The organism is Streptomyces sp. NBC_01506, assembly GCF_045040295.1.
Classification (GTDB): Bacteria; Actinomycetota; Actinomycetes; order Streptomycetales; family Streptomycetaceae; genus Streptomyces.
In genome coordinates this window covers 122,510-142,706 of sequence record NZ_CP109422.1, presented here as the reverse complement: position 1 = coordinate 142,706, position 20,197 = coordinate 122,510, and the positions used below count along the sequence as shown (strand labels likewise).

The following is a 20,197-nucleotide window of genomic DNA, read 5'->3' as shown; positions in this document are numbered from 1 at the left end:
CTCTTGTGTCACCTGCGGCGGGCGGGGCCTCGTCCACCACAGTAAGGAGTCGGTGCGACGTCTAATCTGCGGGCATGGAATCGCAGGCGTATCTCTCCGAACTGTTCTCCTTGGAAGGCCGTGTGGCCCTGGTCACCGGTGGAAGTTCCGGCATCGGCAAGGCCATCACCGAGGCCCTTGCCCGCGCCGGGGCGAGCGTCGTGATCGTGGCGCGCAGGGAGGCGGAACTGGCCGCCACGGTCGATGAGTTGACGGACCGTGGCTGCCGGGCGGCCTGGGTGAGCGGCGACCTCGGTACGCGCGAGGGTGTACGTACGGTGGCGGACGAGGCGGCGGAGATGTTCGGCGAGCCGGACACCCTCGTCAACTGCGCCGGGATCAATCTTCGTCCCCCTTTGGGGGAGACCGGCGACGACGTGTGGGACACGACGATGGCCGTGAATCTTGAGGCGCCCTATCTGCTGGGGCAGCGGTTCGGCCCCGGCATGGCCGAGCGCGGTTTCGGGCGGATCATGCACGTCACGTCCCAGCAGGCGCACCGGGCGTTCGTACAGAGCGGGGTCTACGGGGTGTCGAAGGGCGCGCTGGAGTCGCTTGCCCGCTCGCAGGCCGAGGCGTGGTCGCGGTACGGGGTCACCTGCAACACGCTTGTTCCGGGCTTCGTGATGACGCCGCTCAACGAGCGGCTGTCGTCCGACCCCGAGCGGGTGGCGGCGCTCGCCGCGCGCACGATGACCGGGCGCAACGGGGTGGCGGAGGACTTCGCGGGCGCGGCCGTCTTCCTGGCGAGCCGGGCTTCCGCGTACGTCACGGGGCAGTCGGTGTTCGTGGACGGCGGGTTCTCCGTGCACTGAGGGGTGGACGCGGGCGTACCGCACGCGCGGCCCGCGTCACGCCCGGCTGTCCCAGCACGATGCCGAGGAACACCAGCACCAGCCCGACACCCTGCCGCGCGGTGAGGGTGTCCCCGGCGACGAGCGTGCCGAGCAGAACGCCGGTGACCGGGTTGAGCAGCCCTATGAGGCCGACCGTTCCCGCGCTCAGATGCCGCAGGCCGGCGAACCACGCGGTGAAGGCGAGAGCCGTCGCCACGCCGGATACGTAGGCGAAACCGAGCACCGCGCCCCCGTCCAGAGCCGGCGGCGCCCCTTCGACGGCGATCGCGACCGGCACCAGCACGGCCCCTCCGGCGATGAGCTGCCACGAGGTCAGCGCGAGGACATCGACGTCCGGGCACCACTTCTTGGTGAGGATGTAGCCGACCGAGGACATCGTCATGGCCGCCACCGAGGCGAGTACGCCCAGCGGATCGATCCCGGTCGCGTTCGTGAGGAGCATGACGCAGACACCCGCGATCCCGACGCCCGCGCCGACGGCGGGCATTACGTGCGGACGTTCCGCCAGCAGCGGCCAGGCGAGCACCATCATCATCACCGGCGCGGTCGCCATGACCGTCGAGGCGATGCTGGTCGGCAGGAGCTGCGCCGCCACGTAGACGAGCGCGAAGAACGCCCCCATGTTCAGGGTGCCGAGTACCAGCGCCTTCCACCACAGCGCGCCGTGCGGCCGTCGCCGGCTCAGTGCGAGCAGGACGATCCCGGCGGGCAGGGCCCTGAACACCGCCCCGTACAGCGGATGGTCCGCCGGCAGATAGCGCTGGGTGACGAAGTACGTCGTGCCCCAGGCGATCGGCGCGACGGCGGTGACGAGTGACCAGCGGGCGGGCGTGGTGGCGGGCGCGACGACGGTAGCTTCCATGGAAGCAAGAATATCTTCCATGGAAGGTATTATTCCCTCCGTGACTGAATCCCTTGACCGTGTGGCCCGTATCCAGCGGGAATGGGCCCGCGAGCGCCCTGATGTCGATGTCCGTCCGCAGGGCGTCATCGGGCGGCTGCACCGCCTCGGCGCGTATCTCACCGAGGAGTTGTGCGTCGTGTACCGGAAGTACGGACTGGGGGAGGGGGACTTCGACGTCCTGGCCGCGCTGCGACGGGCGGGCGCGCCGTTCGAGCGGGCGCCCGGCGAACTGGCCGAGCACACCATGGTCACGACCGGTGCCATGACGAAGCGCGTCGACCGGCTCGAGCGGGGTGGGCTCGTCTCCCGGCGGACGAGCGAGAGCGACGGGCGCGGCAGGGTCGTCGCCCTGACTCCGGAGGGCCGTGCGCTCATCGACCGCGCTTTCTCGGAGCACATGGCCAACGAGCGCCGTCTGCTGGACGCACTGACCGAGACGGAGGCGGCGCAACTCGAAACGCTGCTGACCAAGTGGCTGGCGGTGACCGAGGGGCCGCGCGGCTGAGAACTCATTCGCAAAGACTTCTTCGCGAAGAAGTCTTTGCGAATGACTGTTTGCGGTCTAGGCTGCTCGGCATGACGGATTCCCACCGCCCCCCTCGCGGTCCCCAGCACGCGTCGAACTCGGTCGTCCTGGACGCGAAGGGGCTGCGCGCCCTGGCCCATCCCGTACGTGTCCAACTGGTCGGGCTGCTGCGGAAGCACGGCCCTTCGACGGCCACCAGGCTCGCCGAGCGGCTGGGGGTCAACTCCGGTACGGCCAGCTACCACTTGCGCCAGCTCGGCGACGCCGGGTTCGTCGAGGAGGACGTGGAGCGCGGCAACGCACGGGAACGCTGGTGGCGCGCCGTCCACCAGTCCACCTGGTTCAGCGATCGTGAGCTGGCGGAGCAGGAGCCCGAGGCCGCGCTGGCCTATCTCCAGTCGGTCGCCGCCGTGTACACCCTGCGCACCCAACGGGCTCTCGGCGAGCTTCAGACCATGCCCGATCGGTGGCGGGGCACGTTCGACATCAGTGACTGGGCGCTGCGGCTGACTCCCGAGGAGTCGGTGAGTCTGCGGGAGGAGCTGTACGCGCTCGTCGCCCGCTACCGCTCGGACACCCCGGAGACCGCGGCCGAGGCGCCGGAGGGCGCCGAGCGCGTCGCCCTGATCACCCAGATCCTGCCCGAGTTGGACGCCCCTGGCGAGGACTCTCCCGGCGCCGCCCCCGCGAGTGACCCCGCTCCCGCACGGCTGCGGGGAATGGAGTCCTGGTGAGGCGAACGGGGATGCGGGGGAAGGTATCTGACGTACCGTCAGGGCGTGGGCGTACGCTGCTGCCGCTCGCCGGCGTACTCACCGCGATGGCCGTGTCGTTGACCGGTACGCGCGTCTCGGCCATCGCCCTGCCCTGGTTCGTACTCGTCACCACCGGCAGCGCCACCCAGACCGGCCTCGTGGCCTTCTGCGAGATGGCGCCCTACGTGGTGGTGAAGGCGTTCACCGGACCGCTCGTGGACCGGGCGGGGCCGCGGACCATCTCCTGGACCACCGACCTGATCAGCGCCGGGGCCGCCGTCGCCGTTCCCCTTCTGCACGCGGCCGACCGGCTCTCGTTCCCCGTACTGCTCGCGCTGGTCGCGGTGATCGGCGCGGCGCGCGGGCCGGGCGATCTGGCGAAGGACGTCATGGTCCCCGAGGCGGCCGAACACGGCCGCGTACCTCTGGAGCGGGCCGCCGGCCTCGCGGGCGTGACCGAACGGCTCGCCTCCACCGTCGGACCGGCGGCGGGTGGCGCCCTGATCGCGTTCCTCGGACCGCTGCCTGGGCTGGCCGTCAACGCGGCCTGTTTCGCGCTCGGTTCGATGATCATCGCGCTGGTGCTGCCACGGGGCATGGGCAAGCCCGCGCAACACCTCCCGCCGCCCGAGGGGGCCACCGATCCGTCCGCCGAACCGTCCGCCGAGCCGGGCTACTGGCAGCGGTTCGGCCAGGGCTTCGCCTTCCTGCGCGGTGAACCGCTGCTCGTCGCGGTATTCGGCATGATCGCGATCACCAACTTTCTGGACGCGGCGTTCAGCTCCGTGCTTCTCCCCGTCTGGGCCAAGGAGTCCGGCAACGGACCGAGCGCCATCGGCCTGTGCGCCGGCGCGGGCGGACTCGCGGCGATCGGCGGCAGCCTGATCGCGGCGGCCGTCGCGCACCGGATGCGGCGACGGCTGGTGTTCTTCGGCGGATTCCTCCTGGCGGGCGCGCCGCGCTGGCTGATCCTCGCCTCGCCCGCGCCTCTGTGGACCGTGGTGGTCGTGTTCGCGGTCGGCGGCTTCGGCGCCGGATTCCTCAACCCCATACTGGCGGCGGTCACTTACGAACGCGTACCCCGCCCCCTACTGGGCCGGGTCAAGGCGCTCAGCGGGGCGCTCTGCTGGTCCGGAATCCCGCTCGGCGCTCTGATCGGGGGAGCGGCGGTGGCCTCGGTCGGACTGGCGCCGGTGCTGCTGGTGGGCGCGGCGGCGTACTTCCTCACCACGAATCTCACCGGACTGCGCCCGGAATGGCGTGAGATGGACCACCGGCGCGGCAAGGTCCGGGTGCCCCGCCCTCCGGCCCTCCCACCACCCGTCCCACCGCGCGCCGATCCGGACCGGGAGTCTGAGCCGCCCGTAGGCCCGGACTCGGACCGAGTCCTGCGGACGCGGTGATCACCCGAGCCACCAGGCACGATCCGCACTGGCCGGTATCCGCTGGTCGAATGAGAATTCCGGCCAGACCCCGACAGCGGCTGCGACCGGGAGACCGTGTTAAGTGGCCTTCGCGATGCCGATGCCGCGTGTCGTACCGACTCCGTGTGCGGTCTGTGGGCAGTGTGCTGCCCATGAGACTGCGGGCCGCGGGTGGCGACGACAAAGGTGGCTCCGGGCGCGGGGCGTTGACCAGGGTGCTGGACCTGCGGAACGACGTGACCGTCACGCAGACGCTGCGCTCGTCCGTGGCCGCGACGCTCGCCTACATCGTCGCGCTGTGGCTCAGCAGCGAACCCGCGCCGCTGACCGCGCCCCTCACCGCGCTGCTCGTGGTGCAGGTGACGCTCTACTCCACCCTCACCACCAGCATCCGCCGGGTGAACGCCGTCGTCGCGGGCGTGCTGATCGCCAGCGCGTTCAGTGTGCTCGTCGGCCTGTCGTGGTGGAGCCTTGGGCTGATCATCCTGGCCTCGCTCCTCGCCGGCCGGCTCGTGCGCGTCGACGAGTTCGTCCCCGAGGTCGCGATCAGCGCCATGCTCGTCCTCGGCGTGACCCACGCGGCGAACACCGCCTGGGACCGCGTCCTGGAGACGCTGATCGGCGCGGTCGTCGGGCTGCTGTTCAACGTGCTGTTCGTGCCGCCGGTCTGGGTCTCCGCCGCCGGGGAGTCCATCGAAGGGCTCGCCCGGCAGATGCGCCGGCTGCTGCGCGACGTCGGCGAGGAGCTGACCACCCCCACCCCCGTCGAACGCGCCGCGGCCCGGCTGACCGAGGCGCGCCGGCTCGACCACGGCATCGCCGAGGTGGACGCGGCGCTGCGCCAGGCCGAGGACAGCCTGCGGCTCAACCCGCGCGTCAAGGAAGGGCTCCTGCACCGGGTGGTGCTCCGTACCGGCCTCGACACGCTGGAGATCTGCGCGGTCGTGCTGCGCGTGCTCACCCGCACCATCACGGACCTCGCCAAGGAACGCCAGGACGAAGACCTCTTCGCACCAGAGGTCGGGTCCGGCCTGGAGGAGCTGCTGTCGCAGGTCGCCGACGCGCTCGTCAGTTTCGCCGTGCTGGTCACCACACAGGCGAGCGAGGCCGCCGAGGCGGCTGAGGACCGCCTCGCGGAGGACCTGAGCGCCGCCGGGGCGAGCCGCGAGAGGGTGGCGCACCTGCTGCTGGAGGGCGTACAGCGGCATCCGCGGCAGTGGCAGCTCCACGGTGCCCTGCTGTCGGAGATCGACAGGCTGCTCGACGAACTCGACACCGACCACCGCTCCCGCCGGCTGATGGAGGAGCTGGACAGATCCACCAGGGAACAGCGCGAGCGGTACCCGCGATTCACCGCGTTCTCGCAATGGCTGCGCGGCGTGAAACGGCCGAGGCGACCGAGGCGGCCGAGGCGGCCCCGGCTGAAGCGGCGGCGCTGATGGTGGGACCCGGAAGGGAGCACCGGGTCCGGCCGGCGGGCCGGTTCTGATTCCGGCTGTCGGCCGGTTCGTCCGTGCGCGATACTGGCGTATGGGATTCGCCGTCTTCATGACTCTGCCCGGTCTGGTCATCCTGCTGACTGTGCTGGCCTTCGTCGATCAACTGCTGCTGCGCGCGGGGCGGGCCGGTGTGCTGCCATGGCGGAATGTCGCCCGGCAGGGACAGGTCTCGACCACCGGATTCGAGATGCTGCACGCGAGCCTGTCGCCGGGCAAGCAGAGCGAGTTGAAGGAGCGCCGCTCGGCACGGCTGATGCGGGACGACGAGGAGGACGGGGCTCCGCCGAACCGGACGACGGTGGATCTGGACGGCGGCACGGCGGTCGTACGGATACAGCCGGACAGGCCGGACCGCCTGAACTGATCGGCGACCGGCCTGCCCGCCTGTCCTCAGAGCGGAAGTACGCAGACGGCGACCGGAGACGCGAACGGGGCGCCCGCCGACGTCAGTTGGCCGCCGGCCTGGTCGACGTGGAAGACGGAGACCGCGTTCGACCGCTGGTTGGCGGCGAACAGCACGCTCCCGTCCGGCGAGAGGGCGAGCTGTCTCGGGTAGTCACCGCCTACGGGCACGGTGTCCAGCAGCCGCAGACCTGCGCCGTTGTCCTCCACGGCGAAGCGGGAGAGGCTGTTGTGCCCCCGGTTGGCGAGGAAGACGAACGCGCCGTTGCCCGTGATCACCGGCTGCGAGGGGAAGCTGTTGCCCGCGCCGCCGGCGCCGGTGGGCAGCGGTTCGCCTGGGGTGAGTTTTCCGCTGTCGGGGTCGTACGCGCAGACGGCGATCGTGTTGCTCAACTCGTTGGCCAGATAGGCGAATCGCCCCGAGGGATGGAATGCGAGCTGCCGCGGACCGGCGCCTGCGGGCAGCGTGGCGTACGAGACCCGGGTGAGCGTGCCCGCCGTCTCGTCGAGACGGTAGGTGTAGACGCTGTCGGTGCCCAGGTCGACCGCCAGCACATGGGCGCCGTCCGGAGAGGTGACGATCTGGTGCGCGTGCGGGCCGTTCTGGCCGGGCCCCGGAGCCGGTGCGGTGTGCGTGACCAGATCGGTGCGCTCGCCCAGCGCGCCCGATGGCTCGATGGGGTGCACGGCCACGTTGCCGGAGCCGTAGTTCGCGCTGAGCAGCCACCGCCCGCCGGGGTGCACGGACAGATGGCAGGGGGACGATCCGCCGGTGCCGCGCGTGCCGAGGACCGTGTGGTCGTCGTTCTCACCCAGCGCGATCGCGGTGACACCGCCGTCCTGGCGCTCGTTGACCGCGTAGAGGGTGGTGCCGTCGGGGTGCACGGCGAGATACGAGGGGTCGCCGACACCCTGGAGAGTCCCGGTGCCAGTGATCAGGCCGGTCACCGTGTCGTACGAGGCGAGGCCGATGCCGGGACCGCCGCTGGAGGTGTATGTGCCGATGAACAGCGGCCTTGTGGCGAGGAGTTGTCGGGAGCGGGTCGCCGGCAGGGTCCCTGTCCGGGGCGCCGTCGTCGTCGCCGTCGCCGTGGCCGTGGCGGGCACCGAGACCGTCGCTACGGCGGCGGCCACTATGCCGATGACCTGACGGCGGCTCGGGCCGCCGGCCGACCTCGTGGCTGTTCCTGTGCGGTCGTTTCTCATTCCGGGCACCTCGGACGACTCGTGGGGGGAGTGCTTGCCGGTGTTGGTGGCACACACCCTGTCGCCATTCCGCCCTCGTCGGCAAGGCCCCGTCAGTGGCCTCGGCCGGTCAACGGGCCAGCGGTGTCAGCGGTGTCAGTCGCGAAGCGCCTCGCCGTCCCCCATCACGATCACCGGCCGCTTCGCCGGGTCCAGCAGGCGCAGGAGTTCGACCATGTGCGTCCTCGACAGCGAGACGCAGGCCTGAGTGGGCCCCTTGTGGTCGACGTGGATCCAGACGCCGCCGCCCTTCTCGAGGCCGAGGGGCCGGTCCCTGTCCAGCGGCGTGGTTCCCGGCGTGCGGTTGTAGTCGATGGCCACCACGTAGTCGAAGGAGCCCTCCAGCGGCTCGCCCAGGAAGCCGGTGCCGGGGGACTGGAAGGCGCTGTCCTCGTCGTAGGGGAGCCGGCCCCCGGGGTCGGGCAGCCGGCCGCCGGCGTCGCCGAGTGTGAAGACGCCGATCGGTGACCGCAGGTCGGCAGCCTGGTGGTCATGGGTCCAGCCGCGCAGCGCGTTCTGCGCGGGCCAGCGGTTGGTGACGGGCTGCCAGCCGGTGTCCGCGTTCCGCTCGTACAGCACGACTCCGGAGAGCGGCGAGTTCCGGCCCTCGCCGGTGACGACGAGCGCCTGGCGGGCGGAGACGGGGACACGGGCGCGGGTGACCGGGCCAAGACCGGGGATCTCGCGCACCAGCGACGCCTCCACCGGCGCACCGGCGACGCCACGGGCCGCCGCCCCGTCCTGCGAACCCTGACGGCGCTCGGGCCGTCCGTCCGCCGGCTCATCCCCGGTCGCCAGCCCCTTTGTCGGCCCGCCTTCCGACGACTTGCTCTCCGCGATCCGGCTCTGCTCCGACTCGGACTGTGCCGCCCGGGTCTTGGTCCGCTGTCCGTCGCCCGGCGCGGGTTCCTGCGGCGCGCATCCGGTGAGAAGCAGGCAGGTACAGAGCGAGGTGAGGGCCAGGGCGCCTCTGGCGCGGTGGAGAGCGCGGGGGAGGAGGGGCATGTCGAGCCTTTCGTAGGCGTTGGCAGACGGTCCGTCCTCATCCGCCCGCGTTTCTCTGCGCCATGAAACGCGATCATCGTGTGATCCGACCGCCCCGTGATACGCGGTCAGACACAGACTCCGAGAATTCCCCCGTTCTGCCTAAGACAGCGTCAGACGCCGTACGCGGCAGCAGCGGCACGACCGCCCTTCCGGCTTCTGCCATTGGTGCGAGCGAAGGCGGCCGAGGGTAATTGGTCGGCCCGCGGGCGATTCGCGAACGCGCGCGGTGTCAGTGAGCCGAAAGAGCGTCAAACAGGTTGCCTGACAGGGTTGTCGAGGACATGCGGGAATTGCTTGTCTTGATACGTCGTGCATCGTGGACGCGCACCGACTCCGCCCCACCGGAGTGGCGTGCTCGTGTTGCGCGACGTGCCTGTTGTCGTTGAACCCGGGAGATCGTTCCCCCCCACTTCCCAAGGAGATCGACATGGATGCCCAGCAAGGACCCGGCCGTCGTACGGTACTGAGAGGCGGTCTGACCGCCACGGCCGTCGGCGCGCTCGGACTTACCGCCGCCGGACCCGTGAACGCCGCGCCGGTGCGCGCCGGCCGCCACCCGGCGGCCCGTTCATCGCTCGCCGCCCCCGAGCCGCGTATCTACAGCACCACCGAATGGGGCGCACGGTCCCCGAGCCAGCCGATCGTCGTGCTCGACCGGGTGCCGACCTACATCGTCGTGCACCACACCGCCGAGCCCGGCAACAGCGAGGACTACTCGCTGGAACACGCCATGGAGATCTGCCGTTCGATCCAGAACTTCCATATGGACGGCCAGGGTTGGAGCGATTCGGGCCAGCAGTTCACCAACTCGCGCGGCGGCTACGTCCTCGAGGGCCGGCACCGGAGCCTCGAGGTCGTACGCGGTGGTACGCGGCACGTACAGGGCGCCAACGTCGGCGGCCGCAACAGCGAGGTCATCGGTATCGAGAACGAAGGTCTCTATACGGAGGTCGACGTACCGGCCGCGCTGTGGGACTCCCTCGTCCAGCTCGTCGCCTGGATCGCCGCCCGGTACGGGCGCCCCGTCACCGACATCATGGGCCACCGCGACTTCAACTCCACCGAATGCCCCGGCGGTGTGCTCTACGGCAGGCTCCAGGAGCTGCGCGACGCCGTCGCCGGGGCACTGGGCGTCGCGCCCGCCGACCGGCCCTCCGTCTGGCCGCTGCTGCGGCCGGGGGCCGCGGGCCCGCAGGTGCGTGCCGCGCAGTACCTCCTGCGCGCCCGGGGCTTCGAAGACGTACCGGTGGACGGGGTCTTCGGCGCGGCCACGAAGCGCGCGGTGGTCACGCTGGCCGACGTGCACAACGTGGAGAAGCACACCTGCGCGGCCATGGTCCGCAACCGTAAGGACGAGACCGGCTACCTCGGCTCCGACATCTGGCCGCTGATCACGCCGACGGTCAGGGCGGCCGACAACGCCGACATCGAGAAGGCGGTGACCACGCTGCACCGCGCGGGCGCGGACCGGGCCCACTCGGCAGGCGTACTCACCGCGACGGACTGGAAGCACCTGCTGGCCTGACGGTCCACCCAAGGGCTCCCGGCACTCACGGGCCGCGCCCCGCACGACACTTCGGCGGCAGGAGTCACCTCCTGCCGCCGAAGCCTCTTTACGGAGGACGCCGAGGAGCGTCAAGCCGGGGGCACGGGCCAAGTATGTGACCCTCGTATCTCGCTGTTGAGCGACTGCTCAAAGTCCTGCTATTTTCAGTTGAGCGGTCGCTCAACAGCGACTGGGCCAGGGGTGGCCGGGGCGGATCAGGGGGACGGAATGGGCCTGTACGTAGAGACACGCATCCGTACGGACATGGACACGCTCTGGGAGCGGACCCAGGATCCGGCGCACCACCAGCGGTGGGACCTGCGCTTCTCGGAGATCGACTACCTGCCGCGCCCGGCCGGTGAGCCGCAGCGGTTCCGTTACGCGGTCCGGGTGCTGCCCTTCCTCACCGTCTCCGGCACCGGCGTCAGCGCGGGGGAGAGTGGCGGGGCGGACGGACGCCGCGTCTCCGTACTGAGGTTCGCCTCGCCGCACCCTCTCTCCCTCCTTGCGGAGGGCAGCGGTTACTGGCGCTACGTGCCCACCCCCGACGGCGTCCGCTTCCTCACCGGATACGACTACCGCCCCCGCTGGGGACGGTTGGGCGCCGTCGCCGACCGGTGGGCGTTCCGGCCGCTGATGGGGTGGGCGACGGCGTGGTCCTTCGACCGGCTGCGGCTCTGGTGCGAGCACGGAGTGAGCCCGGCGCGATCCCTTGCCTACGGGGCGGCTGAGTTGACCGCCCGGCTGCTCGCCGTGCCGGGCGTGTTCGCCGCGCTCGCGCCGTACGGCGACGGCGGGGCGGGCCCGGCGGACGGGGCGGCGGCGTGGGCCCTGCCCGTGGTCGTCGCGCTCGTGCTGGCCGCCCTGCTGCTTCTCCTGCCCCCGCTGCCCCACACCCCGGCCGCCCGGCGCTGTCTGCGTACGCCGCCAGGAGGCCCGACAGCACAGGCATCGGCGCCGTCAGCTCAGGCCGTCCCCGCCCTTCTCGCCACACTGGAGCGCCCGTGACCTCGATCTTCCGCCGCGCCATGGGCGAGGACTTCGACCGGCTCCACCCCCAGTTGCGACGGCGCTTCTCTGTCGGTCTCGACAGCGGCGAGGTCTGCGTCGGGCGCGGCGTGATGGACCGAATCTGGCATGGCCGTCCCTTCGTCAAGCCGTTCCTCGCGCTCGGCGCCGCCCGCAACATCCTCGTCCCGCGCACCGGCCGCCGCATCCCGTTCACCATCGAGAACGTCCCCTACACCGACGCCTACGGCCGCGAGACCGTCACCTTCGTACGGACCTTCGCGCTGACGGGCGGTGACCGCCGGTTCGACGCCACCATGATCTACAGCCCCGAGCGCGACTGCGTCCTTGACTATCTCGGCACGCACCAGCACCTTGCCAGCGATCTGCACCCGACCGTCGAACCCGATGGTTCCCTGCTGATCCGGTCGGGCCAACACCGTTTCCGTGAAGGGCCGGTGGACCTGCGCGTGCCGGAACTCATCGGCGGTGACGCCGAGGTGCGGGAGTCCTACGACGACGCGGCCGGCTGCTTCCGTATCCGCGTACGTGTGACCAACCGGCGCTTCGGCCCGATCTTCGGGTACGACGGGGCTTTCGCCGCCACGTACGTGCCCGTGTCCTCGTACGGGCTGCGCGCCGGGCTGCGTCCGCTACGGGAAGAGGCCCGCGCATGAGCGACGCGTCGGATTCCGAGGGTGCCGGCCCGCGTGCCGCGGACACCAGGAGCAAGGACAGCCGCAGCCGCGACACCAGGACCAAGCTGCTGGAGGGAGCGCTGCGCACGCTCACCGAACAGGGCATCGCCCGCACCTCCGCCCGTACGATCGCCGCCGCCGCGGGCGTCAACCAGGGCCTGGTCTTCTACCACTTCGGCTCCGTGGACGAACTCCTCGCCGCCGCCTGCCAACACGGCGCCGAGCAGCGGGTCTCCCGCCACCGCGCCCGCCTCGCCGCCGTCACCTCGCTCGCCGAACTCCTCCGGTTCGGACGGGAGATGCACGCCGAGGAGCGGGCCACCGGCCATGTCGCCGTCCTCGGCCAACTGCTCGCCGGAGCGCAGACCCAGCCCCGCCTCGCCACCGCGGCCCGGCGCGGCCTGCAACTGTGGATCGACGAGATCGAGAAGGTCCTGGGGCGTGTGCTGGCCGGTACCCCGATCGCCGGTCTCACCGACTCGGCGGGCCTCGCCCGCGCGGTCGCCGCGTCCTTCGTCGGCCTTGAGCTGTACGAGGGTGTCGACCAGGAAGGCGCGGGACAGGCGCTCGACGCACTGGAGCAACTGGCCGTACTCGCCTCGGTCCTGGACGAGTTGGGCCCGCTGGCCCAGCGCGCGGTACGGCGCCGACTGCGGCACACCGCCCAGAACTGAGCCGGTCGCAAGATTCTTTTCGCGGGCCGCCGTGCCCGTCACAGCCTCGCCGGGCTGTCGATTCGACGGTGGGCCGACGCGCCGTCGTCCAGGCGGCTTCGAACCGATGTCGCACCGGGCGAAGCGCGCGGGACGGGCGGCGGTCCCGGTGGCCGGGCGCGGGTGCCGGACGGTCGGTGAGCCGGGACCGTGCCCATGACGGTGACGTCGCGTCAGATACGCCGGGAGCCGGTGAATCGTGACGAACCGGGGGCCGCGCCGCCCATTCCGCGTTCAATTCGAATTCCCGGCCGCATCGGACCGATGAATTCTCGCGAAAATGGGCTGTGCAGGGAATCTTCCCTTGTGCCAAAGGGCCTTGTTATTCCATTTACGGGAGCCCAGACTGCCTGTAGGGCATCGATTTTCGAAGATGCCGACAACCTGCTTGCGAACGCCTTCACAAGCAGCGACCCCAGAAAGAGGACATCGTGCACTGCAGTTTCCGTATGAAGGTCCACGGCGCCTATGACGTGCGGTGGGCCGATGTCAGGACGATCATTGTCGTGATCATCCTGGTGCTGGTTCTGGTGAGCGGCGCCGACATCTCGTCCATCGGTGCGCTGGCCGGGTAGTGCCCCGCAGTACTCCCCATGGAGGGGGTCGTCGCGTTCGCCCGCGGCGGCCCCCTTCTTGCTGTCCGCAGAAGTGAGCGTACCGCGACAATGCGCTGTGTAGAACAGCTTGCGCGGAATATCTCAGGAAACCGGCCGGTAGATTCCAGATTTCCCGCCGACAATGGAGAATTTGAAGACTGTCGGTCTTCTTCCGGCCCGTCGAACCCATTACACGGTGAAGACCTTACGGAAGTCGGTGGGAGCGCCGTCGGACGGAAGGGCCACCGGGCGGCCCGCCGCTTCGATCCACGCGTGAAATCGGAACGGGTCGTCGGCGCTGCCCAGACACCACTCCACGCTGAGCCCGGCCAGCGCCAGCCTGACGGTGGCCGCCAGTGACAGTTCAAGACAGGCGACGCGTCCGGGGTGCAGCCGGGCGACCTGTCGCACCAGGGTGACGGCGTCCGCCGCCTGAGCGTGTGTGGCGCGGCGTGGGCACCGTGAGGTGAGGGCCGACACCGCGCGCACGGTGACGGCGAAGGGCAGCCGCAGCAGACACAGGGCGATCAGGAGACCGGCCGTCGCGGCGGCCCGCTCATGGCGAGGAGCGGCCGACGACCCGCGGCCGTCCCGTCTCGCCGCGCGGGTGGCCCGCGCGGGCCGGTCCTGGTGCGGCGCCGCACTGACGAGACCGCGCTGGAGCAGTACGCCGGCCAGTTGACCGGCGTCCGCGCGTACTCGCTCACCGAGCGCCGGGGGAAACCGGGCCGCCACAGTGCGTACGCCCGCATCGAAGTCCCCGCTGAGGCGCCACTCGGACCACAGCGCGCACGCGGTGGCGTTCATCGCGTACCACTGTCCGGTGCGGGCGTCGAGAAGCACCGTCCCGCCGTGCGGCGCGCTGCTCTCGTGCACATGCTCGGGGATGTGGAAGCCGGCCATGGGCAGCTCGCTCCTCGGCGTCGGTGGAGTCAGTGGTGTCGGTGAGGTCAGTTCCATGAGGTCAGTTCCATGTGGTGTTCCTGAGCCAGATCTCCGCGGCCAGCAGGCGGTTCAGTACGGGGAACGGCGCCCGCAGGCCCATCAGCGCCCGGTCGAGCGCGGCGGTGACGGCCGACGGTTCCACGACTCCCAGTTCCGCGAGGCGGGAGTCGAGAAGCATGCCGCGCAGTTCCCGGGCGCAGGCGCGGGCGCCCTGGTAGTCCTCGTCGCCGTAGTCACCCTTGGTCCGTCGGGCCAGGACGGGCGCGGGCACCAGATCCCCCAGCGCCGCACCGAGCAGCGGTTTGAACGCGGGTGGTGCGGCGCGCAGGTGCGCGGGCAGCGCGGCGCAGGCGCGGACGACGTCGGTGTCGAGGAACGGCGCCTGCGGCCATACGCCGAACGGCCGTGCCGTTTCCGACAGTTGACGCTGAACGGCGCCGGACGTACGGAGGCTGTCCAGCGCGGTGAGATCGCCCGCTCGCCTACCGGAGGCGTGTGGAACGGTCCGCGCCGCCTGTCGTGCGAGCCCGGCCAGTTCCCCGCTCGCGGCGCGGGTCAGCCAGCCGGTCTCCGGGCCGGGCGCGGGCCACCAGTCGACGGCGTCCAGCCAGTCGATGTCACGCGCCGCGCCTCCTCGCTCCAACCCGTCCGCCAGTCGCCGCAGGGCGGTCGCCAGGGGCGTACGGGACAGCCGCACCGCTCGTACCGCCACGGTGAACGGCGCCTCGTGCCGCGCACGGGCCAGCACCCGGCTGTCCCTCGCCAGTGCGCGCAGTGTCCCGGGCCTGGCGAGCGCGCCGAGGTAGCCGGGCGGTGCGACGAGCAGCGCGTCCCCGCCCTCGCCCCCGAGATGCACACCTGCGATGCCTGCCGTGCCTGCGCTGTGTCCGTTGCCTCGGGTGCTTCCGGTGCTTCCGGCGTTTCCGGCGTGAAGCCGTGCGACCTGGGCCAGCCGGAGCCGGGTGCGGGCCATGGCCACCGCCGCGGAGTCCGGCTCACCGCTGTCACCGCCCGCGTGGCCGCAAGGGCCGGTGAGTTCCTGATACGTCAAAGTGCGGCGGGTGCCGGTCACGACCTCCATGCGCAGACGTGGGTCGAGCCGCGCGAAGCGCTCGGCATGGACGAGGTCGTCACAGGCCGACGCGGCACCGTGGTACGTCGTCACCGCCAGCGGGCCCGGTCGGTGACGCAGCGTCAGAAAGGCGAGCGAGGTGGAGTCCAGACCGCCGCTGAAGTCGGCGCTCACCGGCTGTCCGTTCGCCACCCGTAGCCGAACCGCCGTCTCCAGCGCGTCACGCAACGCGTCGGCGCCCTGCGCGAACGACGCCCGGGGGTCGGTCTCCAGCGGTTCGTGCACCCACCGTTGGAGCACGCCGCGCGCTGTACGGCGCAGCGCCTGCCCGCCGCCCAGCCTGCTGACGCCGGCGACGACGGAGCGGTCGCCGGTCAGCGCGGGGGCCGCCGGACAGAAGATCCCGGCGGCGAGGACCGCCGTGTCGGGCCGTCGCTCCACGCCGGCCGCGTCGGCCACCGACACGGGCCGGGTCCCGAATACGAAGCGGGCGCCGGTGTCCCGGAAGAACAGCGGATACTGGCCCGCCGCGTCCACGCAGGCGGTCAGCTCGTCGTCACGGATCACCAGGCTGAGGTAGCTGCCCGGCAGCCGGGTCAATTCCTCGGACCGGCCGGACGCGAGGGCGCGCAGCGCCGTACGCCGCAATCGGTCGTCGTCGGCCAGGCACTGACCGAGCACGACGACCGACCCTCCGGGGCCGTCGATCCTACGTAACTCGCCGTCCCGCCACGGGCCTTGGACCCGGAGGGCGACGGCCGGTCCCGCGCCGTCCCGCGCGTCGCCCGCCGATGAGGGGAAGACGCCGGTCAGTTCCGGCGCCCGCGACGGCGCGGTGGACGCGGAGGCGGACGCGGACGTGTCTGTGCCCTGTGCCGGTCCATTTCGCACGGGACGGTCCTACCAGTAGTACTGAGAATTGGCGTCTGCCGTCCCGCTGGTGGAGCTTCCCAGCGTCACGTCCCGCACGGAGCCGAGATCGACGACCACAGGAGGTTCGTAGCGCATGCCGTCGTCCGCCAAGTCGGTCGGATTCACCGTGAGTTCGGCGGATCCGCCGGGCGAGTACTCGTGGCCTCTTTGCGACGTCGTCATGTCATCCACCTCGGGTGTACGTCAGAGAAGTGCGCCGGCGGGTAACTCGACCGGACAGGGAAACAGTGCCGCGCCGTACTCGATTTTATCCAGGACAATGCCCTCTGATGTCAGTCGGTGAACAAGGCGCACGCACACGATGACATCTCTTCAGGGTATCTGTCCAAAACCCGTTTCCGAATACCCCGGCAACTCTCCGAGACGCGACGGAGAGCGCTTTCAGGGAAGTTGACGCACACCGTTCGCTGAATTGCGGGAATCCGTACGCGCACGGCGGGCGCGACGTTCGATTCGACGCTCCGGCGGCGCGGGAGAGGCCGCCGGAGTTCATGTCGTCATGCGGCGGGCTGGGCCTCGCCGTCCCTGTCGTACGACCGGAGTCCCAGCACCAGCGCCCCGTGCGCCTCGGTCAACTGCCCCAGCGAACTCTTGCGCAGGACCGCGTCGGCGGCACCGCGCAGTGAGTACCGGAGCAGGGATTCCTGGCAGGGACCGAGGACGAGATCGCTCGCCGCCTCCAGCCGGCCGCCGAGCACGATGAGATTCGGATTGAGCATGTTGCACACCTGCGCGAGCGCCTGACCGAGCCGGCGGCCCGCGTCCTGAAGGACCCGGACGCAGACCACGTCCTGCGCGTGCGCCCGGTCGATCACCGACCGCAGGGAGTCCGGCAGATCCACGGAGCTGCCGGTCAACGCGTCACGTACCTGGCGCACAAGCGAATCCGCGCCGATGATCGTCTCCAGACAGCCGCGCCCGCCGCACCGGCACACGGCACCACGCGGGTCCATGACGCTGTGCCCGATCTCGCCCGCCATCCCGCGGTGCCCGCGGACCATGCTGTTGCCGATGATGAGCCCGGCGCCGACGCCGGTGGAGACCTTCACATAGACGACGGTCTCCAGCCCCTCGTCCGTGCCGAACGTCTGCTCGGCCAGAGCCCCGAGGTTGGCGTCGTTGTCCAGGACGACCGTCGTGAGGTCCAGCGTCTCGCGCAGTCTCGTCGCGAGGTCGTCCTCCGTGTGCCAGGGCGGCAGTACGGGGCTGGTGAACCCGCCCGTCCGGGGATCGATCATGCGCGGTACGGCCACGCCGAGGGAGATGATGTCGCTGTCGCGGCCTCCGCCCGTGTGACGGACCGCCGCTTCCACCATCTGCCGGATCTCCGGCAGGACCCTGTCCAGCCCGCTGTTGGCGCCGATGTCCGAGGAGGTGCCGGGATGGAGGTCGTTGAATCCCTGGTCGAGCCGCCGGGCGACGACGCGGGTGTGGTTGAACCCGATGTGCACCCCGACTGCGACGGACGACGTCCGGCACAGCCGGACGAGCGAGCCGCGGGCCCCGTTCTCGTTCTTCTCGATCAGGAGCGTGCCCTCCGCGGCCATTTCCCGCACGATGGCCGAGACCGTGCCGCCGGAGAGAGAGGTGCGCCGGCTCAGACCGGCCTGGGTGTCCGCCTTGATCATTACGGCGAGCAGAACGCGCTTGCGATTGATCTGTTTGACTCCGACAGCCGGACCGAGATGGTCGCGTAACTGAACCATTTCCTCCCCATTCCCGGCGAGGACGATTTCATCGTGTCGTCCGGGGCCCGCAGATTAGCATGGTGATCTTCAATTTGAATGAGGCTTCTCTTCAAAAGAAAGTAGCGGTGTGAGAGGCCGGTCGTGAATCAACTGCGGCCAATGTGACGGATGTTGCCCAAGGGGCGTGCAGGCAGCGCACAGGCACCGCGCACGGTCGGGGCCCGACCCACGACAGTGGGGCTTCGGCATGGCCACCCTCGCCGAGGACGGCGACATCGGCTTGGTGGCCGGCTTCCTCGACCGATCGCCGGGCGCCTGGCCGAGTAGGGGTAACTATCGGCGGCTACGGGGTATTTGTACGCCGACGTTCATGCCTTTTCGGTCACGAGGGTTGCAATTCAGCCATGCGAGCGTCTACACATCGTCTCCACAGGTGTGATGAACAGGGAGCGCTGCACATGCAAGGCACGGTCGACGGGTTCAGCTACGGGGTCATCACGCCGATCGCGGCTTCTGTGATGGCCTGCTTCGGGAGCGCGTTGGGACTGCGCTGTGTCACCCGCTCGCTGCGCGCGGAACAGTCCTTCAGGCCGGGGTGGTTGTCGCTCGGGGCGGCGTCCATCGGCTGCGGCGTCTGGACGATGCACTTCATCGCGATGATGGGCTTCAAAGTCCGGCAGACGCCGATCAGTTACGACGTCCCGCTCACCGTGGCCAGCCTCGTCGTGGCGGTTCTCGTGGTCAGCGTCGGTGTTTTCGTCGTGGGCTACCGGGGCAGCTCCCCGCCCGTCCTGATCACCGCCGGAGTCATCACCGGCCTGGGGGTCGCGGCGATGCACTACCTGGGCATGGCGGGCATGCGGCTGGAGGGCCAACTCCACTACGACACCACGATCGTGGCCCTCTCCGTGGCGATCGCGGTGGTCGCCGCGACCGCCGCGCTGTGGGCGGCGGTGTCCGTCCGGGGGTTCTTCCCCAGCCTGGTCGCGAGCCTCATCATGGGCGCGGCCGTGACCGGAATGCACTACACGGGCATGGCGGCGATGAGTGTGCACCTCGCCGGCGGCGCGGCGCGCACGGGGGTCTCGGGCGACTCGCTGCCGTCGATCATGCTGCCGATGCTGCTGGGGCCGCTCGTCTTCCTCCTGCTGGCCGCGGTGGTCGTCATGTTCGACCCGCTTCTGGTCCTCGGGGACGGCGAGTGGAACGAAACTCCGGCGACGAAGCGCGAGTCGACCCGTCCGGGCCGGCCGGACGCGCTCGACACGCCTGACGTGCCGGGCATGCCTGGTACGACGGGCGGCGGGCACCCGGTGCCCGGTCCGCCGGCCTGGACGGGAACGGCGAGCCGCGACACCGGCACCCGGCCGCCCGGCCAGGACCCCACACGTTCGCAGCACTGGTGACGGCGCGCACGACGCCTGCTGCGAACGGCCGGCGCGCCGGCCCCGTACCCGGTCAGACGTCCGTGGTCCCCGCCGGATCCCCGGCCTGGTCCGCGGCCTCCTCCGGGTTCCCGGCCGCCGGCTCCACCGCCCAGACGCGCTCGGCACGCAGCGGCCCGTTGCGCGCGAGCACCAAGCCGTGAGCCGTGGACAGCGGCGCGAGTTGGGAGCTGTAGCACTGCACGGCCTCACGTTTCAGGGCCCATTGAGGGTCCGTCAGTGTGATTTCGTGTTCGACACGCAGATGATGACGGTCCCTCAAATCCTGGAACTCGAGGCCGTACTTCCGGCTGCGGCCGAGCGCGTCATCGACACCGGCGGACCCCCATTCGTCCAGATGGCCGGTGTAGGGGAGGTCCGCGTAGAACAACGGCATCGGGCGGCCCAGCTTCCCGGCGACCGTCAGCGCCCGGTCGCGAACCTTCGTGTGGTCCGCCTGGTTGGTGCCGACGGGTATCAACAGCACCGTCTCCGACGGCAGTTCGGCCAGATAGGCGTCGATGCCCGTCAGCTCGGCGCCGTCGATGTAGGGGCCGTCGGGATGGTCCAGGGTGACGCTCTCGACCCCCATCAGCTCGCAGGCCCGCGCGTCCTCCACGCGCCGCGCGCGGTACGCCTCCCGCGCGGTGGAGAACCCGCAGACGCTGTCCCACCAGGACACCGGATGGTGCGCGGCGGGCTCGCCGCCGTGCACGGTCACGACGGTGACAGGGCCGGGGAATCGGTCGATGAGCCCGGCGAGCGAGAGCGCGGCGTCGTCGAAGTGCGGCGAGAGGATCACGGTGCCGGGCGCTGTACGTGTCATTGAGGTGTGTCTCCTCGGGGTGTGTCGTAGGCCAACAGGATCGGGTTCTC

Annotated in this window: 20 protein-coding genes; 12 read left to right on the top strand and 8 right to left on the bottom strand. The window is 70.6% G+C overall.

Features of this window, described 5'->3' with window-relative positions:
- Window positions 1-74: 74 nt before the first annotated feature.
- Window positions 75-854, top strand: a complete 780-nt coding sequence (locus tag OG329_RS00615) for an SDR family NAD(P)-dependent oxidoreductase (protein ID WP_405791691.1) — start codon at window positions 75-77, stop codon at window positions 852-854.
- Here OG329_RS00615 and OG329_RS00610 read toward each other — a convergent pair.
- Window positions 808-1,758 (bottom strand): DMT family transporter, encoded by a 951-nt coding sequence (locus OG329_RS00610; protein ID WP_405791689.1) that lies wholly within the window; start codon window positions 1,756-1,758, stop codon window positions 808-810. The genes OG329_RS00615 and OG329_RS00610 overlap by 47 nt on opposite strands.
- A gap of 19 nt (window positions 1,759-1,777) precedes the next feature.
- On the opposite strand from OG329_RS00610, the gene OG329_RS00605 reads away from it, so the two are divergent.
- The 5 genes from OG329_RS00605 to OG329_RS00585 all read left to right on the top strand — a co-directional run bounded on the left by OG329_RS00605 (window position 1,778) and on the right by OG329_RS00585 (window position 6,368).
- Window positions 1,778-2,305, top strand: a complete 528-nt coding sequence (locus OG329_RS00605) for a MarR family winged helix-turn-helix transcriptional regulator (RefSeq protein ID WP_405791687.1) — start codon at window positions 1,778-1,780, stop codon at window positions 2,303-2,305.
- A gap of 71 nt (window positions 2,306-2,376) precedes the next feature.
- The gene (locus tag OG329_RS00600; protein ID WP_405791686.1) at window positions 2,377-3,060 is read left to right on the top strand and encodes an ArsR/SmtB family transcription factor; all 684 of its coding nucleotides are present in this window, start codon (window positions 2,377-2,379) and stop codon (window positions 3,058-3,060) included.
- Between the two features lie 11 nt (window positions 3,061-3,071).
- Window positions 3,072-4,484, top strand: coding sequence for an MFS transporter (locus tag OG329_RS00595; protein WP_405791684.1), 1,413 nt, complete (start codon window positions 3,072-3,074; stop codon window positions 4,482-4,484).
- Between the two features lie 173 nt (window positions 4,485-4,657).
- Window positions 4,658-5,944, top strand: coding sequence for an FUSC family protein (locus tag OG329_RS00590; protein ID WP_405791682.1), 1,287 nt, complete (start codon window positions 4,658-4,660; stop codon window positions 5,942-5,944).
- A gap of 91 nt (window positions 5,945-6,035) precedes the next feature.
- Window positions 6,036-6,368 carry a DUF6191 domain-containing protein gene (locus OG329_RS00585; RefSeq protein WP_405791681.1) on the top strand — a complete coding sequence of 111 codons (333 nt, stop codon included), beginning with the start codon at window positions 6,036-6,038 and terminating at the stop codon, window positions 6,366-6,368.
- A 26-nt stretch (window positions 6,369-6,394) separates the two neighbouring features.
- On the opposite strand, the gene OG329_RS00580 is transcribed toward OG329_RS00585, so the two are convergent.
- On the bottom strand, window positions 6,395-7,612 hold the full coding sequence (locus tag OG329_RS00580; RefSeq protein ID WP_405791679.1) for a lactonase family protein: 1,218 nt from the start codon (window positions 7,610-7,612) through the stop codon (window positions 6,395-6,397).
- Between the two features lie 135 nt (window positions 7,613-7,747).
- Complete coding sequence (locus OG329_RS00575) at window positions 7,748-8,656, bottom strand: hypothetical protein (protein WP_405791677.1); 909 nt, start codon at window positions 8,654-8,656, stop codon at window positions 7,748-7,750.
- 469 nt (window positions 8,657-9,125) lie between these two features.
- On the opposite strand from OG329_RS00575, the gene OG329_RS00570 reads away from it, so the two are divergent.
- From OG329_RS00570 to OG329_RS00550, 5 genes are all read left to right on the top strand, one after another.
- Complete coding sequence (locus OG329_RS00570; protein WP_405791676.1) at window positions 9,126-10,223, top strand: N-acetylmuramoyl-L-alanine amidase; 1,098 nt, start codon at window positions 9,126-9,128, stop codon at window positions 10,221-10,223.
- 249 nt (window positions 10,224-10,472) lie between these two features.
- Window positions 10,473-11,252, top strand: coding sequence for a hypothetical protein (locus tag OG329_RS00565; RefSeq protein WP_405791674.1), 780 nt, complete (start codon window positions 10,473-10,475; stop codon window positions 11,250-11,252).
- Window positions 11,249-11,929 carry a DUF4166 domain-containing protein gene (locus OG329_RS00560; protein ID WP_405791673.1) on the top strand — a complete coding sequence of 227 codons (681 nt, stop codon included), beginning with the start codon at window positions 11,249-11,251 and terminating at the stop codon, window positions 11,927-11,929. Before OG329_RS00565 ends, OG329_RS00560 begins: the two co-directional genes overlap by 4 nt.
- Window positions 11,926-12,624, top strand: coding sequence for a TetR/AcrR family transcriptional regulator (locus tag OG329_RS00555; protein WP_405791671.1), 699 nt, complete (start codon window positions 11,926-11,928; stop codon window positions 12,622-12,624). Before OG329_RS00560 ends, OG329_RS00555 begins: the two co-directional genes overlap by 4 nt.
- Window positions 12,625-13,094: 470 nt before the next feature.
- Window positions 13,095-13,238: a hypothetical protein gene (locus OG329_RS00550; RefSeq protein ID WP_405791669.1), complete on the top strand. Its 144-nt coding sequence runs from the start codon at window positions 13,095-13,097 to the stop codon at window positions 13,236-13,238.
- A 210-nt stretch (window positions 13,239-13,448) separates the two neighbouring features.
- On the opposite strand, the gene OG329_RS00545 is transcribed toward OG329_RS00550, so the two are convergent.
- The 4 genes from OG329_RS00545 to OG329_RS00530 all read right to left on the bottom strand — a co-directional run bounded on the left by OG329_RS00545 (window position 13,449) and on the right by OG329_RS00530 (window position 17,915).
- On the bottom strand, window positions 13,449-14,219 hold the full coding sequence (locus tag OG329_RS00545) for a lasso peptide biosynthesis B2 protein (RefSeq protein ID WP_405791667.1): 771 nt from the start codon (window positions 14,217-14,219) through the stop codon (window positions 13,449-13,451).
- 4 nt (window positions 14,220-14,223) lie between these two features.
- The gene (locus OG329_RS00540) at window positions 14,224-16,167 is read right to left on the bottom strand and encodes an asparagine synthase-related protein (protein ID WP_405791665.1); all 1,944 of its coding nucleotides are present in this window, start codon (window positions 16,165-16,167) and stop codon (window positions 14,224-14,226) included.
- A gap of 9 nt (window positions 16,168-16,176) precedes the next feature.
- Window positions 16,177-16,371, bottom strand: a complete 195-nt coding sequence (locus tag OG329_RS00535) for a lasso RiPP family leader peptide-containing protein (protein WP_405791663.1) — start codon at window positions 16,369-16,371, stop codon at window positions 16,177-16,179.
- A 335-nt stretch (window positions 16,372-16,706) separates the two neighbouring features.
- The gene (locus tag OG329_RS00530; protein ID WP_405791661.1) at window positions 16,707-17,915 is read right to left on the bottom strand and encodes an ROK family protein; all 1,209 of its coding nucleotides are present in this window, start codon (window positions 17,913-17,915) and stop codon (window positions 16,707-16,709) included.
- Window positions 17,916-18,355: 440 nt separating this feature from the next.
- On the opposite strand from OG329_RS00530, the gene OG329_RS00525 reads away from it, so the two are divergent.
- Window positions 18,356-19,303: an MHYT domain-containing protein gene (locus tag OG329_RS00525; protein WP_405791659.1), complete on the top strand. Its 948-nt coding sequence runs from the start codon at window positions 18,356-18,358 to the stop codon at window positions 19,301-19,303.
- A 52-nt stretch (window positions 19,304-19,355) separates the two neighbouring features.
- Here OG329_RS00525 and OG329_RS00520 read toward each other — a convergent pair whose 3' ends face one another.
- A complete protein-coding gene (locus OG329_RS00520; protein ID WP_405791657.1) occupies window positions 19,356-20,147 on the bottom strand; it encodes a PIG-L deacetylase family protein in 792 nt (263 codons plus the stop codon).
- Window positions 20,148-20,197 lie beyond the last annotated feature (50 nt).

Coding starts and splice junctions, on each gene's coding strand:
- OG329_RS00575 (WP_405791677.1), bottom strand. CDS start 8,656: ATGCCCCTCCTCCCCCGCGCTCTCCACCGCGCCAGAGGCGCCCTGGCC.
- OG329_RS00520 (WP_405791657.1), bottom strand. CDS start 20,147: ATGACACGTACAGCGCCCGGCACCGTGATCCTCTCGCCGCACTTCGAC.
- OG329_RS00545 (WP_405791667.1), bottom strand. CDS start 14,219: ATGGAACTGACCTCACCGACACCACTGACTCCACCGACGCCGAGGAGC.
- OG329_RS00605 (WP_405791687.1), top strand. CDS start 1,778: ATGGAAGGTATTATTCCCTCCGTGACTGAATCCCTTGACCGTGTGGCC.
- OG329_RS00565 (WP_405791674.1), top strand. CDS start 10,473: ATGGGCCTGTACGTAGAGACACGCATCCGTACGGACATGGACACGCTC.
- OG329_RS00590 (WP_405791682.1), top strand. CDS start 4,658: ATGAGACTGCGGGCCGCGGGTGGCGACGACAAAGGTGGCTCCGGGCGC.
- OG329_RS00580 (WP_405791679.1), bottom strand. CDS start 7,612: ATGAGAAACGACCGCACAGGAACAGCCACGAGGTCGGCCGGCGGCCCG.
- OG329_RS00530 (WP_405791661.1), bottom strand. CDS start 17,915: ATGGTTCAGTTACGCGACCATCTCGGTCCGGCTGTCGGAGTCAAACAG.
- OG329_RS00570 (WP_405791676.1), top strand. CDS start 9,126: ATGGATGCCCAGCAAGGACCCGGCCGTCGTACGGTACTGAGAGGCGGT.
- OG329_RS00525 (WP_405791659.1), top strand. CDS start 18,356: ATGCAAGGCACGGTCGACGGGTTCAGCTACGGGGTCATCACGCCGATC.
- OG329_RS00600 (WP_405791686.1), top strand. CDS start 2,377: ATGACGGATTCCCACCGCCCCCCTCGCGGTCCCCAGCACGCGTCGAAC.
- OG329_RS00585 (WP_405791681.1), top strand. CDS start 6,036: ATGGGATTCGCCGTCTTCATGACTCTGCCCGGTCTGGTCATCCTGCTG.
- OG329_RS00535 (WP_405791663.1), bottom strand. CDS start 16,371: ATGACGACGTCGCAAAGAGGCCACGAGTACTCGCCCGGCGGATCCGCC.
- OG329_RS00615 (WP_405791691.1), top strand. CDS start 75: ATGGAATCGCAGGCGTATCTCTCCGAACTGTTCTCCTTGGAAGGCCGT.
- OG329_RS00610 (WP_405791689.1), bottom strand. CDS start 1,758: ATGGAAGCTACCGTCGTCGCGCCCGCCACCACGCCCGCCCGCTGGTCA.
- OG329_RS00555 (WP_405791671.1), top strand. CDS start 11,926: ATGAGCGACGCGTCGGATTCCGAGGGTGCCGGCCCGCGTGCCGCGGAC.
- OG329_RS00595 (WP_405791684.1), top strand. CDS start 3,072: ATGCGGGGGAAGGTATCTGACGTACCGTCAGGGCGTGGGCGTACGCTG.